The following is a 14,803-nucleotide window of genomic DNA, read 5'->3' as shown; positions in this document are numbered from 1 at the left end:
CTCAAGCCTTGTTTGTGACCAGCCCCGGCAACGCGTGCGCCAGGGTATTAATGGCAAAACCGATAAACATGACCCCGCACAACCGCGTGATTGCCAGTTCGTGGCGCTGATACAACATACGAACCTGCCGCGCACCGACGATGCCGATGAGAATAGCGTAAGCGATCAGGCCGCCGACGAAGCTGAGCACAATCAACCACGGCAGCATCGACCAGTGCAGCAACTCCGCGCGGCTCGACAGCAGCGCCGTGAACGTCGCCACTGCCACCGGGTAAGCCTTGGGATTGGTCAGACCGAACAGAATGCCGTGCCAGAACGGCTGGCGAGCCGGGCCTTGAGGCGCTTCGGCACTGCTGCGCTTCGCCCGCACGGCACGCAAACCGAGCCAGAACAAATACAACCCGCTGAACACGCCCAACACATCAAACGCCGTGCTGCCGATTTCCCGCGCGCCGACAATCGCAATTAATGCGGTACTGCACCAGACCACATCGCCCAGCAGATGCCCACACAAAAACCCCGCCCCCGCCCGCCGACCCCGCGCCGCGCCAATGCCCAATACCGCCAACACACCCGGTCCCGGCGTGATGCCGTAGATAAAGCCCGAGGCGAGAACAGCCATTAGCAGCGATGGGGTCATCGGGAAATCCTTTTGAACGGTGTGGTGAATGGGCGCCAGTCTATATCAGGTCCCGGCGCGCGGACTTACTGATCGTCGAAGAACTTCATTCCGGCATAGGGCCGCAGCCGACAGGCCGCCAGCCGTGACGCGAGATCGCCGACATGGGCTTCAAGCTTGTGGCCGTCCGGATCGACGACAATCAGCAAGCCCTGAGTGAGGCGGGCGATGGTGATTTCGCGGGCCAAAATGAACTGCAAGCAGTCATTGGCAAACGGGTAACTGATATCAGCTGATAGATGAATCTCAAAATCGTATTGCTCATCTCGACCACAATACAGTTCGCTTGAGCGAAAAAACCGTCGCGAGTAAGCATGCAGGAACTTCGCGATTAACCGCGCGCTATTGCGCCCCCAATCCGCCCATTCAACCAATTCAACGCCTGATCCCCACCTCGCCGCTTGTGCCACGCCAACACAAACGTAAACGACGGAATATGAAACGGTGGCGGCACCACGACCAATGATCGCTCATCAACATCGCGCAGCCCACGCGACGCCACCGTCAGAACCAAATCCGTACCACTGATGAATTCCGGCGCAACGCTCCAGTGCGGCAGGCTGACAGCCACGCGACGGCGCTCGCGCAACGCTGTCAGCGCCCGTTCGATTTCCGGCGTGCCGCTGCCGCGCATTTCCAACAGGACACGCGGGCGGGCGAGATAGCCCGGTTTTAGCCCACAACCTCACACGCCATCGCCCTACACCTAAATCTCTTGTAACACTCAACCGAACAGGAAACGGCCGATTCAGCGCCAACGCCGCACTCTGTAAAGTCTGGCAACACACGGACGGTTTCATCACTCAAGGACAGACACCTCAAATGGACCAGACAACGCACGCGGCAAACACCTTCACCAACTATCGCAAACTGATCTCGCTGGCCGATCACGACTGGGACACCGCAGAAGCCGGAAAGGTCGCGGGGCTGAATGTCGACATCAGAAGCAGCAACCGCATGGTTGACCAGCACGGGCGCGCCTTTCATCACTTCTGCACCACCTCCTACCTGGGCCTGGATCACCATTCCGATCTGCTCGACGGCGCCATGACCACCTTGTGGGAAAGTGGCACCCTGCGCGTTGCCAATTCGAAAAACCGCTGCAAGCTGGCGATCCTCGATCAGTACGAAACCGAACTGTCAGCGTTGTTCGGCACTACGTGCCTGAGCACTTTGTCGTGCAGCGCGGCGAGTGCCGGCATCCTGCCGCTGCTGGCCAGCGGCGTGTTCACCGAAAACCGGCCGCCGGTGATGGTGTTCGACCGCTTGGCGCACTGTTCGATGAGTCACCTCAAAGCCGCCTGCGCCGACGAAACCAGGGTCGTGACCAGCCCGCACAACGATATGGATTTTCTGGAAACACAGTGCCAGCAAAACACCAGGGTCGCGTATGTGGCCGACGGCGCCTACAGCGTGGGCGGAGTCGCCGACCTGGACAGTCTGTTGTACCTGAAGGACCGTTATGGCCTGTTTCTTTACCTCGACGATTCTCATTCACTGTCCGCCGTTGGCACGTTCGGTGCGGGTCTCGTGCGCCCCAGGTTGCAGGCCTTGGAGGATGACGCCTTGATTGTCGCCTCATTGGCCAAATCATTCGGCGCCAGCGGCGGGCTGGTAATGCTGGGCAACGAACGGCAGAAAAAGCTGATTCAACGCTACGGCGGTCCCAGCAACTGGTCGCAAGGCCTCAACAGCGCGTCCATCGGTGCAGGTAGAGCGTCGATCCAGCTGCATCACACGCCTGCATTGGCTGCGTTACAGGAAAAACTTCAGGTTAATATCCGCCTCTTCGACAGCCTGATTCGAACCGCACAACACGGCAGCAACATGGCGATTCGCTTGATCCACTGCGGTGAAGCGAGGCTCGCCAACCGTATTGCCATCGAATTATCCAATCTTGGTTTCTTTACCTCGGCGGTGTTTTTCCCCGTGGTTGCACAAGGCAAGGCGGCGATCAGAATCACGCTGCGCGCCGACATGGAGCCGACGCTGATTCGACATTTTTGTGAACTCGTCACCGAGCTTTTTCGCACATGCACCGGGGACGCCAGTTAGACATCCAGGGATGATTCCATGAAGAGCAGCACCACCCTCCTCGTCACCTGCAGCACGGTTTTTCTCGCTCAACTGGGTATGAGCATTTACCTGCCGGCGCTGCCGGAGATGGCCCGGCATCTGTCCGCCGACGTTTCGCAGGGGTCTTGGGGACTGGCGGTGTATCTGATCGGCATGGCGCTGCCGATGTTGTTCTGGGGCAGCCTCGGTCAACGCATCGGCCGCAAACCGGTATTGCTCGCGGCGCTCGGAATCTACGGGCTGGGCAACCTCGCCTTGCCGCTGGGCCATACGCTGGATTCGTTTCTGTTTTTTCGGTTGCTTCAAGGCATTGGTGCCGGCGGGATTTCAGTCATGGCACGGGTGTTGATCCGCGACAGCTTTCGCGGCGACCTGTTGGCCAAGGCGTTGTCGTGGATTTCGATTTCGTTCGTGATTGCGCTGGGCATCGGCCAGTACCTGGGGTCGGTCATCCAGGTGGCGCTGGGCTGGCCGGCGATTTTCTATCTGCTGGGTGGCGCGAGTCTGCTGATGGCGGCGGTCGTGGCACGGGTGCCGTTTGCGGTGTTGTCTGAGGACAATGTTCAGTCCTCGGCATGGCCGAGTTACTGGCACATTCTGCGCGATCGAGCTTTCTTGCTGCCGGCGCTTACCGGAGGCCTCGGTTATGGGGTAATCATCGCTTTCAATACCGCCGCACCGCTGATTCTGCAAGGGCCGTTCAACTGGTCGGCCGTCGAATACGGCCTGTTGGGCTGGCCGATCAGTGCGGCGTATTTTCTGGGGGCGCTGGGGGTCAATGCCTTGGTAATGCGCACCGGTCAGCGCCGATTGATGACGGCGGGCGTCGGCCTGGTGCTGACCGGGAGCGCGGTGATGTTGCTGGGCAGCCTCGTCGGTGCCTCCATTGCGCTACTGCTCTGGCTGCCCTATTGCGTAGCGGTGTTCGGGCAGTCGTTGACGTACCCGATCAGCCTGTCGCTGGCCAACGACGGTTCACCGGTCGGAGGTGCGTATGCAATGGCGCTAAGTGGATTTATTCATCAATTGATGGCTGCCGTTATTGGCGGTATCGCCAGCCTGATCACCAGTGAACAGGCATGGCCATTGTCGTTGCTCTGCACCTTGCTGGCGTTGGGCGCGATGCTGTGTGTCATGCTCGCGCCCGGTCGTAAAACGGCCTAAAAGGCGCTACGGAAAATCTCCTCGATCTGGCGCTGATCCGCCGCCCGGGGATTGGTAAAACCGCAGGCGTCTTTCAGCGCATTGGTGGCGAGCATGGGGACGTCGTTGAGTCTGGCGCCGAGGTCACGCAACCCGGCAGGGATTTCCACATCACTGGACAGGCGACGGATTGCTGCAATAGCCGATTGAGCACCTTCTTCAGGGCTGAAACCACGGACATCGGCGCCCATCGCATGGGCCACATCCGTGAGGCGCGGGGCACAAACCTGCGCATTGAAGCTTTGAACGTGGGGCAGCAGCACTGCGTTACAGACACCATGAGGCAAGTCGTAGAAGCCGCCCAATTGGTGAGCCATGGCATGGACAAAGCCCAATGACGCGTTATTGAACGCCATGCCAGCGAGGAACTGCGCGTAGGCCATGTTTTCCCGGGCCGCCATGTCACCGCCGTCGCGCACCGCCAACCGCAGGTTGTTGCTGATTAATGTAATCGCCTTCAGTGCGCAGGCATCGGTGATCGGGTTGGCGGCGGTGGAGACGTACGCTTCGATGGCGTGGGTCAAGGCGTCCATGCCGGTGGCTGCCGTCAGCCCTCGGGGCATGGCGACCATCAATGCCGGGTCGTTGACCGACAGCAGCGGCGTGACGTTGCGGTCGACAATGGCCATTTTCACGTGGCGCGATTCGTCGGTGATGATGCAAAAACGTGTCATCTCGCTGGCGGTGCCGGCAGTGGTGTTGATCGCGATCAGCGGCAACTGCGGTTTGCTCGATTGATCGACACCTTCGTAGTCGCGGATCTGCCCGCCGTTGGTCGCACATAACGCGATGCCCTTGGCGCAGTCGTGGGGCGAACCACCCCCGAGAGACACCACAAAATCGCAGCGACTTTCCTTCAACAAACCCAGGCCGAGTTCGACGTTGGCCATGTTCGGGTTGGGTTTGGCGCCGTCAAAGATCACCGAGTCGATGTCCTGCATCGCCAGTTTTTCCGCAATCAACTTTGCCACGCCGGCCTTGGCCAACCCGGTGTCGGTGACAATCAGCGCTTTGTGAAAGCCATACTTGCCAATGGCGTCCATGGCTTCGTCGAGGCACCCGGTGCCCATGATGTTCACCGATGGAATGAAAAACGTGCTGCTCATGAACGATTCTCCTGGCGGGGCTGAATCGGCGACGTCGATCCAGCGGGACGCCGATAGAATCAACCCTTCGTTCACGCGGTAACTTGATCTGGCTCAAGGCTTGGTCGTGATAAAGTCGCCGCCCATCAGACCCTTTGCTTTGAGACTTTGACCGCAATGACCGATTTCCAGGATGTTGATGCCCAACTTGAAGACTGGAACGCCTTGCGCGCTACTGCCTCGTTCAGCGGTCTGCTGGTGGGCAACGGCGCCAGCCGCGCGGTGTGGGATGACTTTGGCTACGACTCGCTGTTCGAGAATGCACGCACTGTCGAAGAAAAGCCGCTGAGTCAGTCCGAGCTGAGCGTGTTTGACGCGATGCAGACGCGCAGCTTCGAACAGGTGCTGAGCGCGCTGAAAACCACCAGCCGCGTGAACAAGGCGTTGGCCGTCAGCTCTGCCGCACCGCGCAATCGCTACTACGCGATCAAGGAAGCGCTGATTAACACCGTGCACGCGGTGCATATTCCGTGGCGACTGGTGGTGCCTTCGACGCTGGCGACCATCCGCTCAGAGCTGGGCAACTATCGGACGGTGTTTACCACCAACTATGACTTGCTCAATTACTGGTCGATTCAGCATCAGCCGGACGCGATCACCGACCTGTTCCAGGGCGCCGAGCCGGGCTTTGACCTGAGCGCCACGGCGACCGATAAAACCCGTTTGCTGTACCTGCACGGTGGCTTGCACCTGGTGCGCAATCAGGACGGCACGGCGCGCAAACTGATGTCGACCGAGGGCACGCTGCTCGGCAGTTTCGCGATCAACAACACGATCAAGACCCTGGATGACGTACCGCTGTTCGTGAACGAAGGGCCGGCGCAGGACAAGCTCAAGACCATTCGCAGCTCGGATTATCTGTCGTTCTGTTATGACCAGTTGTTGGAGCATGGCGAGGGGTTGTGCGTCTTTGGGCATGCGTTGGGTGAGCAGGACAGCCATATCGTTCATGCGTTGCGCCAAGCGAAACCGTCGGTGGTTGCGATCTCGATTTATCCGCGCAGCAAGGCGTTTATCCAGCATCAGAAGCGGCATTACGCGAAGGTGTTTGAGGGGACGGGCTCAGCGCTGCGGTTTTTTGATTCGAAGACGCATGCGTTGGGGAATCCGAAGCTTACTGTCCCGGTTGAGGTTTAGCGGCGAGGCGGCTGACGCCTTCGCGAGCAAGCCCGCTCCCACATTGGACCGCGATTGAATGTGGGAGCGGCGTGACTTAGAGCACCGGCAGGGTCTTGTCCTTGATCACCGTGGTCGGCCCGTTGGCCTTCACACTGGCAATGCCCTTGTCCATCGCGACAACGGTGGAGTACGACTCGCTGCTGCCGATAATCTCGTGGTTACCGGCCTTGAGGTTGAAATAAGGATGGCCATCCTTGGTGGTCTTTTTCTCGTAGCGCTCATCCAGCGGGCTGTTGGATTGAACCGATGCAATGCCTTTGTCGGCAGCAGCGCGGGTGGTGTACAGCTCGCTGGTCAGAATGGTTTCGGCGTTGGCGGCCTTGAGGACAAACCTGAACTGGCCACTGCTGCTTTTGCTCACTTCGTACCATCCGGACATGCTCTTTCTCCTTGGCGATTGAGAGGTTTAGCGCTTCAGAGTAAAGACCAGTCCCGGACATCTGTCGCCTCTCCCGGCCCCATCGCGAGCAGGCTCACTCCTACAATGGAAATGCGATCCCCGGTAGGAGTGAGCCTGCTCGCGATCGGGTCAACGCGGTATTTGCTGCTTCACCACCGCCCGAACCACCGATAACTCCGGCACAGCGACCCGCCGCTGACTCAGATACCGCATGCAACTCACCCGCAAGAACGACGCAAAATTCACCACTTCCCCCCGGTAATCCATCACCTCTTCATACAGCTTGGCGATCAAATGGTTGGTGGTCATGCCATCGACTTCGGCGATTTCGCTGAGGATGTCCCAGAACTGATTCTCCAGCCGCAGGGTGGTGACCACCCCGCAGATGCGCAGCGAGCGGGAGCGCGATTCGTAGAGGATCGGATCGGCCTTGACGTAGAGCTCGCACATGGACAGGTCCCTCGTTTACAGCGTGATTTTGGTGCCCAGCAACCCAAGGAAACCAGCAAGCCAGTTCGGGTGCGCCGGCCACGCCGGGGCAGTGGCCAGATTGCCCTGAACGTGGCCTTGCGTCACCGGGATGTCGATGAACGTACCGCCCGCCAGGCGCACTTCCGGTGCACAGGCCGGGTAAGCGCTGCACTCGCGACCTTCGAGGATTCCGGCCGCCGCCAGCAATTGCGCGCCATGACACACCGCAGCAATCGGCTTGCCGGCCTTGTCGAAGGCGCGCACCAGGTCCAGGACTTTTTCGTTCAGGCGCAAGTATTCTGGCGCACGGCCACCGGGGATCAGCAGGGCGTCGTAGTCGGATTCGGCAACCTGGGCGAAGTCGAAGTTCAGGGCGAACAGGTGGCCGGGTTTTTCGCTGTAGGTCTGGTCGCCTTCGAAGTCGTGGATCGCCGTGCGCACGGTCTGACCGGCGGACTTGTCCGGGCACACGGCGTGGACGGTGTGACCGACCATCAGCAGCGCCTGGAACGGCACCATCACTTCGTAGTCTTCAACGTAATCGCCGACCAGCATCAGGATTTTCTTGGCAGCCATGGGGAGGACTCCTCTGGGGGAACATTGGCAGGAGTATTCAAGGTAGTCCTTATCCAGAGGGGCGGGTAATAACCAGCTACTACCTGATGGACCGCGATGGGGCCTTCAAACTGTACGGATAACTCTGCGCCTAGCTGTAACAGCGCAGCCAACGCGGTTTGTGGCTAGATGAAGACTCTTCCCTTCCCCCTGAATTGTGGTCACCCATCATGTCCTCGCGCGAAAACACAGGCATGGCCCTCGGCCTGCTCGGCGTTGTGATTTTCAGCCTCACCCTGCCCTTCACGCGAATCGTCGTGCAGGAACTGCATCCCTTGCTCAATGGCCTGGGCCGGGCGCTGTTCGCGGCGGTGCCGGCGGCGTTGCTGTTGCTGTGGCGGCGGGAAAAATGGCCGACCTGGACACAGGTCAAAGGCCTGACGCTGGTGATCGCCGGGGTCATTCTCGGTTTTCCGGTGTTGTCAGCGTGGGCCATGCAAACCCTGCCGGCTTCCCACGGTGCCCTGGTCAACGGTCTGCAACCGCTGTGCGTGGCGCTGTACGCCGCGTGGTTGTCCCATGAACGACCGTCGAAAGCCTTCTGGGCCTGCGCCGCGTTGGGCAGTGCATTGGTGCTGGGTTATGCGCTGATCAGCGGCGCCGGCAGCATTCAGGCTGGTGACTTGTTGATGCTTGGGGCGATTGCCGTGGGCGGTTTGGGCTACGCCGAGGGCGGTCGATTGGCCAAGGAGATGGGCGGCTGGCAGGTGATTTGCTGGGCGCTGGTGCTGTCGACGCCGCTGTTGATCGGACCGGTTGTGTATTTGGCCCTGCAACATCAAGGCGAGATTTCGGCGAAGACTTGGTGGGCGTTTGGTTATGTCTCGCTGTTTTCGCAGTTCATCGGTTTTTTTGCCTGGTACGCGGGGTTGGCGATGGGTGGAATTGCCCGGGTCAGTCAGATCCAGTTGTTGCAGATTTTCTTCACGATTGCTTTTTCGGCGTTGTTCTTTGGTGAACACATCGAGCCGATCACCTGGCTGTTTGCTGCCGGGGTGATCGTGACGGTGATGCTGGGGCGTAAGACCGCTGTGAAGCCCGCTCTCACAGGGATCAGAGGTAGCCGTCGGCCCGCAGTAGGGTTTCGAGGCAATGCTCGGTGATGTGATAGAAATCCTTCAGCTCCTGAATCTTCACCAACAGCTGAGCCGGGTCCACCGGCTCGGCGCGTTTGACCGCCAGGATCATCTTGTTCTTGTTGGTGTGGTCCAGCGAGATGAACTCGAACACCTTGGTCTCGTAACCGCAGGCTTCAAGGAACAACGCGCGCAAACTGTCGGTGACCATTTCCGCTTGCTGACCCAAATGCAATCCGTATTGCAGCATCGGCTTGAGTAGCGCCGGGCTCTGGATTTGCAGGCGGATCTGTTTGTGGCAGCACGGCGAGCACATGATGATCGACGCGCCGGAGCGGATGCCGGTGTGGATCGCGTAGTCGGTGGCGACGTCGCAGGCATGCAGCGCGATCATCACGTCCAGCTCGCTCGGTGCCACGCTGCGCACATCACCGCACTTGAACACCAGCCCCGGGTGCTCGAGTTTCGCCGCAGCGGCGTTGCACAGGTTGACCATTTCTTCGCGCAGCTCGACGCCCGTCACCACGCCTTCGGCGTTCAAGGTATTGCGCAGGTAGTCGTGGATGGCGAACGTCAGGTAACCCTTGCCCGAACCGAAATCCGCCACCTGCACCGGCTTGTCCAGCGCCAGCGGTGAGGTGGTCAGCGCATGGCTGAAGACTTCGATGAACTTGTTGATCTGCTTCCACTTGCGCGACATCGCCGGGATCAGCTCGTGCTTGCTATTGGTCACGCCAAGGTCGGCGAGGAACGGCCGGCTCAGGTCGAGGAAGCGGTTTTTCTCGCGGTTGTGCTCGGCGGACGGCACTTCACGCAATTGCTGAGGTTTGCTCTTGAACAGCGAAGATTTGCCCTTTTTGCTGTATTCGAGCTGGGCTTCGTCAGTCAATGACAGCAAATGCGCATTTTTGAACGAAGCCGGCAGCAGCGCGGCAATGGTCGCGACGCCTTCGGCCAGCGGCAGGTTCTTGGTGATGTCGCGGGTTTTGTAGCGGTAGACGAAGGACAGGCAAGGCTGATCCTTGACCGTCAGCTGCTTGATGATCAAGCGCTGCAAATCCATTTCGGTGCCGACGTACTTGGCCAGCACCAGTTTGATGAAGGCATTGGCGTCGAGGCTGGTTTGCAGCAGGTCGATGAACTGGGCGTGGTGATCCGGCGCGAGGCTGGCGGGAGTGGCGGTGACGGACATGAGCAAAACGGCCTCGGGCGGAGCGAATCGGGGAATGAAGGGTATTTTAGGGGGGATGGCCGTTCGGGACACGCAGTTATTTACCGAACGGCTGGATTGCTGGGGCAAATAGGTTCGTGTGGCGAGGGGGCAAGCCCCCTCGCCACAAGAGCTCAGTTGCTACAACGGGTGTATGAATTCGATCGATGCAATTAGCCTAAAACCACCAACCGATTCGGCAGTTCATTGCGCACCTGCGTCACCGGCACATGCACTTTGAGCAACTCGCCACACGCCTCGATGCACGTCACAAACCCTTGCAACGTCTGGCCCTGCTTCACCTGTTGGGTGAACGCCGCCACAATCGCATCCCAGTTCTTGTTGTCCAGCCGTTTGGAAATCCCTTCATCCACCAGGATCTCCACATAGCGCTCAGCCTCGCAGACAAAAATCAGCATCCCGGTGCTGCCGACCGTGTGGTGCAGGTTTTGCTCCAGGAATTGCCGGCGCGCCAGGTTCGAGGCGCGCCAGTGCCGCACTGAACGCGGAACCAGATGGGTCGTGACTTTCGGCAGGCGGAACACCAGGCACAGCACAATAAAGCTGATCCATTGCACCAGCAGCAGACTGTGCAAAGTCAGCCAGCCGCTGAGGTAATGCACGATCCCCGGCACCATCAGCGCCAGCAGGCTGGCCCACAGCAGCGGGATGTACGCGTAGTCATCGGCACGGGCCGCGAGCACGGTCACCAGTTCGGCGTCGGTGTCGCGCTCGACCCGGGCAATCGCCTCGGCGACTTTGCGTTGTTCGTGTTCAGTCAGTAATGCCATGTTGAAAAGTGCCTGCTCATTATTGTTATCACCAGCCGCCCGACGAACCGCCGCCCCCGAAACTGCCCCCGCCGCCGCTGAATCCGCCGCCTCCACCGCCGCCACCAAATCCACCGCCGCCGAAACCACCGCTGGAACCACCCGAACCCCCTCGACCGGCGGGCAGAAGTCCAAGAATCTGCAAGACGAAAATCGTCAGGATGAACAGCATCACCAGGAACACGAAGACCCCGGGATGGCGCGCCACGAAGTCGCTGTCCTCATCGCCTCGCGGTTCGTAGACCGTCGAGGGTTCATCCAGCGGGTTGCCGCCCAACACCACCAGCATCGCCGCGACCCCGTCGCTGATGCCTTTGCTAAAGTTGCCTGCCTTGAATGCCGGGGTGATCACCTGATTGATGATTACCGAACTTTGCGCATCGGTCAGGCGGTCTTCGAGGCCATACCCGACTTCGATGCGCAATTTACGTTCATCGCGCGCCACGATCAGCAGCGCGCCGTTATTTTTATCTTTCTGGCCAATGCCCCAGGCACGCCCCAGTTGGTAGCCGAAGTCCGCAATGTCGGTGCCTTGCAAGTCCGGCAACGTCACCACCACCAACTGCTCGCCGGTGGCGGTTTCATGGGCCTGAAGTTGCTGCGTCAGTTGCTCGCGCACCGACGGCTCGATCATTTGGGCGTTGTCGACCACCCGCCCGGTCAGCGGCGGAAACTTCAACTCGGCCTGCGCCGTCAGGGCATACACCCAGAGCAACAACATCAGCCCCACTTTCAACACGCGCATTGGCAACCTCATCCGTGGTGATGCTTTTAGCCGGTCAGAACTTTACCTGAGGCGCCTTATCGGCATCCGGCGTGGTCGCCTCGAAGGTTTCGCGGATCGGCAAGTCGCTGTACATCACGGTGTGCCACAAGCGACCGGGAAAGGTGCGAATTTCCGTGTTGTATTTCTGCACGGCGAGGATGAAGTCCCGACGCGCCACGGCAATGCGGTTCTCGGTGCCTTCAAGTTGTGACTGCAAGGCGAGGAAGTTCTGATTGGCCTTGAGGTCCGGATAACGCTCGGACACCACCATCAAACGACTCAAGGCACCGGTCAGTTGATCCTGAGCCTGCTGGAACTGTTTGAGTTTTTCCGGGTTATCCAGGGTCTTGGCATCCACCTGGATGGAAGTTGCCTTGGCCCGTGCTTCGACCACCGCGGTCAGGGTTTCTTCTTCGTGCTTGGCATAGCCTTTGACGGTTTCCACCAGGTTGGGGATCAAGTCGGCGCGGCGCTGGTACTGGTTCTGCACCTGGCCCCACGCGGCTTTGGCCTGCTCGTCGAGGGTCGGAATCGTGTTGATGCCGCAGCCCGCGAGCACGGTGGTCAACAGCATCAAGGCTGCCACCTGCAAGCTTGAGCGATAGTGGTGTCTTGCATTCATCTGGGTCACTCCCTGGCACATTCCGTTGAAAAACCTATCACACCCTTCTGACCGGGCACTTGGGGCATAATCTGCCGCCGCCACTGGATTGCAGCGAGCCAATGGGCTAAAAGATGCCCCTGCACAAAAAACACGCAGAAGTGTGCTGCATTTACCTGAACAACAATAGTCGCTCCCTAACTTTTGGCTGATCGGCGCGTATTCACTGCCGTTTAGGCTTTTGAGAAAACTATTCATGAAGAAGCTGTGTTTGCTGGGCCTGTTCGTCAGCCTGGCCAGTCATAACGTATTGGCCGCCACGACCCCCGCACCCCTGGAGAACAAGGACGCCTTCATCACCAACCTGATGAAGCAGATGACCCTCGATGAAAAGATCGGCCAATTGCGCCTGATCAGCATCGGCCCGGAAATGCCACGCGAGCTGATCCGCAAGGAAATCGCCGCTGGCAACATCGGCGGCACGTTCAACTCGATCACCCGCCCGGAAAACCGTCCGATGCAGGACGCGGCCATGCGCAGCCGGTTGAAGATCCCGATGTTCTTTGCCTATGACGTGATTCACGGCCACCGCACCATTTTCCCGATCCCGATTGCCCTGGCCTCAAGCTGGGACATGAACGCCATTGGCCTGTCCGGGCGCATCGCCGCCAAGGAAGCCGCGGCGGACAGCCTCGACATCACCTTCGCGCCGATGGTCGACATCTCCCGCGACCCGCGCTGGGGCCGCACGTCCGAAGGTTTCGGTGAAGACACCTACCTCGTGTCGCGCATTGCCGGCGTGATGGTCCGCGCCTTCCAGGGCTCCGGCGCCAACGCGGCCGACAGCATCATGGCCAGCGTCAAGCACTTCGCCTTGTACGGCGCGGTCGAGGGCGGTCGCGACTACAACGTGGTCGACATGAGCCCGGTCAAGATGTACCAGGACTACCTGCCACCGTACCGCGCGGCGATTGACGCCGGTGCCGGCGGGGTGATGGTGGCACTGAACTCGATCAACGGCGTGCCGGCCACCGCCAACACCTGGCTGATGAACGACCTGTTGCGCAAAGAATGGGGCTTCAAAGGCCTGGCAGTCAGCGACCACGGGGCGATTTTCGAGCTGATCAAACACGGCGTCGCCGCTGACGGTCGCGAAGCCGCGAAGCTGGCGATCAAGGCCGGCATCGACATGAGCATGAACGACACCCTGTACGGTAAAGAACTGCCAGGGCTGTTGAAAGCGGGCGAAATTCAGCAAAGTGACATCGACAACGCCGTGCGTGAAGTGCTCGGCGCCAAGTACGACATGGGCCTGTTCAAGGACCCGTACCTGCGCATCGGCAAGGCTGAAGATGATCCGGCCGACACCTACGCCGACAGCCGCTTGCACCGCCCCGAGGCCCGTGACGTCGCGCGTCGCAGCCTGGTGTTGCTGAAGAACCGGAACGAAACCCTGCCGCTGAAGAAAACCGCGAAAATCGCGTTGGTCGGCCCACTGGCGAAGGCACCAATCGACATGATGGGCAGCTGGGCAGCCGCCGGTAAACCGGCGCAATCGGTGACCCTGTTCGACGGCATGAACGCCGCCGTCGCCGACAAGGCCACGCTGATCTACGCCCGTGGCGCCAACATCACCAGCGACAAGAAGGTCCTGGATTACCTGAACTTCCTCAACTTCGACGCACCGGAAGTGGTGGATGACCCGCGTTCGGCGCAAGTGCTGATCGACGAAGCGGTGAAAGCCGCCAAGGATGCCGACGTGGTGGTGGCAGCGGTGGGCGAGTCCCGTGGCATGTCCCACGAATCGTCGAGCCGCACCGACATCAACATCCCGGCCAATCAGCGCGATCTGATCAAGGCCCTGAAAGCCACCGGCAAACCGCTGGTGCTGGTATTGATGAACGGCCGTCCGCTGTCGATCCTCGAAGAGAAAGAGCAGGCTGACGCGATCCTGGAGACCTGGTTCAGCGGCACAGAAGGCGGTAACGCCATTGCTGACGTACTGTTCGGCGACTACAACCCGTCGGGCAAACTGCCGATCACCTTCCCGCGCTCGGTGGGTCAGATTCCGACCTACTACAACCACCTGAGCATTGGTCGGCCGTTCACGCCGGGCAAACCGGGCAACTACACCTCGCAGTATTTCGATGACACCACAGGTCCCCTGTTCCCGTTTGGTTTCGGTCTGAGCTACACCGATTTCAGCCTGAGCGACATGGCCCTGTCGTCGACCACACTGAACAAGACCGGCAAGCTCGACGCCAGCGTCACGCTGAAAAATACCGGCAAGCGCGACGGCGAAACCGTGGTGCAGTTGTACATCCAGGACGTGACCGGCTCGATGATCCGGCCGCTCAAGGAACTGAAGAACTTCCAGAAAGTCATGCTCAAGGCCGGCGAACAGAAAGTCGTGCACTTCACCATCACCGAGGACGACCTGAAGTTCTACAACACCCAGCTCAAGTTCGCAGCCGAGCCAGGCAAGTTCAACGTGCAGATCGGCCTGGATTCCCAGGACGTGACGCAGCAGAGCTTTGAATTGCTGTAATACC

General features: G+C 59.8%; 14 protein-coding genes and 2 pseudogenes. 5 read left to right on the top strand and 11 right to left on the bottom strand.

Translation table 11 applies throughout. The features are described 5' to 3' along the window. Position 1 precedes the first annotated feature (1 nt). From NL116_RS07170 to NL116_RS07160, 3 genes and pseudogenes are all read right to left on the bottom strand, one after another. Entirely contained in the window at positions 2-640 is a 639-nt protein-coding gene (locus tag NL116_RS07170; protein WP_494376581.1) for a LysE family translocator, read from the bottom strand. Positions 641-705: 65 nt separating this feature from the next. Next, positions 706-816 (bottom strand): annotated as a pseudogene (locus NL116_RS07165) (glutathione transferase); the annotation flags it as partial. A 194-nt stretch (positions 817-1,010) separates the two neighbouring features. Next, positions 1,011-1,349, bottom strand: a pseudogene (locus tag NL116_RS07160) (type 2 periplasmic-binding domain-containing protein); the annotation flags it as partial. A 152-nt stretch (positions 1,350-1,501) separates the two neighbouring features. Here NL116_RS07160 and NL116_RS07155 point away from each other — a divergent pair. Beyond that, the gene (locus NL116_RS07155; protein WP_494376580.1) at positions 1,502-2,734 is read left to right on the top strand and encodes an aminotransferase class I/II-fold pyridoxal phosphate-dependent enzyme; all 1,233 of its coding nucleotides are present in this window, start codon (positions 1,502-1,504) and stop codon (positions 2,732-2,734) included. Between the two features lie 18 nt (positions 2,735-2,752). Further along, complete coding sequence (locus tag NL116_RS07150; RefSeq protein WP_494376579.1) at positions 2,753-3,919, top strand: MFS transporter; 1,167 nt, start codon at positions 2,753-2,755, stop codon at positions 3,917-3,919. Here the strand turns inward: NL116_RS07150 and yiaY are convergent. Next, the gene (yiaY, locus tag NL116_RS07145) at positions 3,916-5,064 is read right to left on the bottom strand and encodes an L-threonine dehydrogenase (protein WP_494376578.1); all 1,149 of its coding nucleotides are present in this window, start codon (positions 5,062-5,064) and stop codon (positions 3,916-3,918) included. The two genes, NL116_RS07150 and yiaY, sit on opposite strands and share 4 nt — an antisense overlap. A gap of 156 nt (positions 5,065-5,220) precedes the next feature. On the opposite strand from yiaY, the gene NL116_RS07140 reads away from it, so the two are divergent. Next, positions 5,221-6,240 carry a DUF4917 family protein gene (locus tag NL116_RS07140; RefSeq protein WP_494376577.1) on the top strand — a complete coding sequence of 340 codons (1,020 nt, stop codon included), beginning with the start codon at positions 5,221-5,223 and terminating at the stop codon, positions 6,238-6,240. Positions 6,241-6,316: 76 nt separating this feature from the next. On the opposite strand, the gene NL116_RS07135 is transcribed toward NL116_RS07140, so the two are convergent. From NL116_RS07135 to NL116_RS07125, 3 genes are all read right to left on the bottom strand, one after another. Next, a complete protein-coding gene (locus NL116_RS07135) occupies positions 6,317-6,661 on the bottom strand; it encodes a YegP family protein (RefSeq protein WP_494376576.1) in 345 nt (114 codons plus the stop codon). Between the two features lie 150 nt (positions 6,662-6,811). Then, the gene (locus NL116_RS07130) at positions 6,812-7,132 is read right to left on the bottom strand and encodes a ribbon-helix-helix domain-containing protein (protein ID WP_494376575.1); all 321 of its coding nucleotides are present in this window, start codon (positions 7,130-7,132) and stop codon (positions 6,812-6,814) included. Between the two features lie 15 nt (positions 7,133-7,147). Beyond that, the gene (locus NL116_RS07125) at positions 7,148-7,729 is read right to left on the bottom strand and encodes a DJ-1/PfpI family protein (protein ID WP_494376574.1); all 582 of its coding nucleotides are present in this window, start codon (positions 7,727-7,729) and stop codon (positions 7,148-7,150) included. A 209-nt stretch (positions 7,730-7,938) separates the two neighbouring features. Here NL116_RS07125 and NL116_RS07120 point away from each other — a divergent pair, with 209 nt between their 5' ends. After that, on the top strand, positions 7,939-8,871 hold the full coding sequence (locus tag NL116_RS07120) for a DMT family transporter (protein ID WP_494376573.1): 933 nt from the start codon (positions 7,939-7,941) through the stop codon (positions 8,869-8,871). On the opposite strand, the gene NL116_RS07115 is transcribed toward NL116_RS07120, so the two are convergent. From NL116_RS07115 to NL116_RS07100, 4 genes are all read right to left on the bottom strand, one after another. Further along, a complete protein-coding gene (locus tag NL116_RS07115) occupies positions 8,822-10,036 on the bottom strand; it encodes a class I SAM-dependent methyltransferase (RefSeq protein ID WP_494376572.1) in 1,215 nt (404 codons plus the stop codon). The two genes, NL116_RS07120 and NL116_RS07115, sit on opposite strands and share 50 nt — an antisense overlap. A gap of 191 nt (positions 10,037-10,227) precedes the next feature. Next, complete coding sequence (locus tag NL116_RS07110; RefSeq protein WP_123433816.1) at positions 10,228-10,845, bottom strand: TPM domain-containing protein; 618 nt, start codon at positions 10,843-10,845, stop codon at positions 10,228-10,230. A 28-nt stretch (positions 10,846-10,873) separates the two neighbouring features. Then, positions 10,874-11,629: a TPM domain-containing protein gene (locus NL116_RS07105; protein ID WP_494376571.1), complete on the bottom strand. Its 756-nt coding sequence runs from the start codon at positions 11,627-11,629 to the stop codon at positions 10,874-10,876. A 34-nt stretch (positions 11,630-11,663) separates the two neighbouring features. After that, positions 11,664-12,272: a LemA family protein gene (locus NL116_RS07100; RefSeq protein ID WP_494376570.1), complete on the bottom strand. Its 609-nt coding sequence runs from the start codon at positions 12,270-12,272 to the stop codon at positions 11,664-11,666. 235 nt (positions 12,273-12,507) lie between these two features. On the opposite strand from NL116_RS07100, the gene bglX reads away from it, so the two are divergent. Then, entirely contained in the window at positions 12,508-14,799 is a 2,292-nt protein-coding gene (bglX, locus tag NL116_RS07095) for a beta-glucosidase BglX (protein ID WP_494376569.1), read from the top strand. Positions 14,800-14,803 lie beyond the last annotated feature (4 nt).

This window comes from Pseudomonas sp. FBCC-B1667, assembly GCF_059133255.1.
The sequence above is the reverse complement of the archived record's forward strand: the minus strand, read 5'-3'. Positions and strand labels throughout refer to the sequence as shown.